Origin of the sequence: Clostridium cuniculi, from assembly GCF_004353185.1 — a bacterium.
In the GTDB taxonomy this organism is placed as follows: Bacteria; Bacillota; Clostridia; order Clostridiales; family Clostridiaceae; genus Clostridium; species Clostridium cuniculi.
In genome coordinates, this window is sequence record NZ_SMUS01000129.1 from 1 (window position 1) to 436 (window position 436).

At 67.7% G+C, this 436-nt stretch carries 1 protein-coding gene; it reads left to right on the top strand.

Annotated features, from left to right (window positions below):
* Positions 1-436, top strand: a 436-nt coding sequence (locus EJJ37_RS19915) for a hypothetical protein (RefSeq protein WP_204596874.1), incomplete at both ends; no start/stop codon positions are given.

Sequence of the window (436 nt, forward strand, 5' to 3'; positions counted from 1 at the left end):
CTACGACGCCGCGCGCTACACCCTCTCGTCGATCACCTCCTACCAGTACTCCGACGACGCAATGACGCTCGACCAGGACTTCACGCCCCTTTCCTACTTCACCCTGCGGCAAGCACGCCGCGACCACGCCGTGACCGAGGACCTGGTCGTCCGCTCGCGCGAGGGGCGCCCCTACGGCTGGCTCTTCGGCGCCTTCGGCTTCTACCGCCACGCGAGGATGGAGGCGCCCGTGCGTTTCAAGCAGACGGGCATCGACCGCCTGATCTTCGACAACGCCAACGCCTCGGCCCAGGAGACGGGCCTCCGCTACGAAAAGACATCGGATGAGCTGCCGCTCTATTCCGACTTCCGCCTGCCCGCCTACGGGGCGGCCCTCTACCACGAGTCGACCTACACGGCGGGGCGCTGGCACTTCACGGCCGGCCTGCGCATCGAC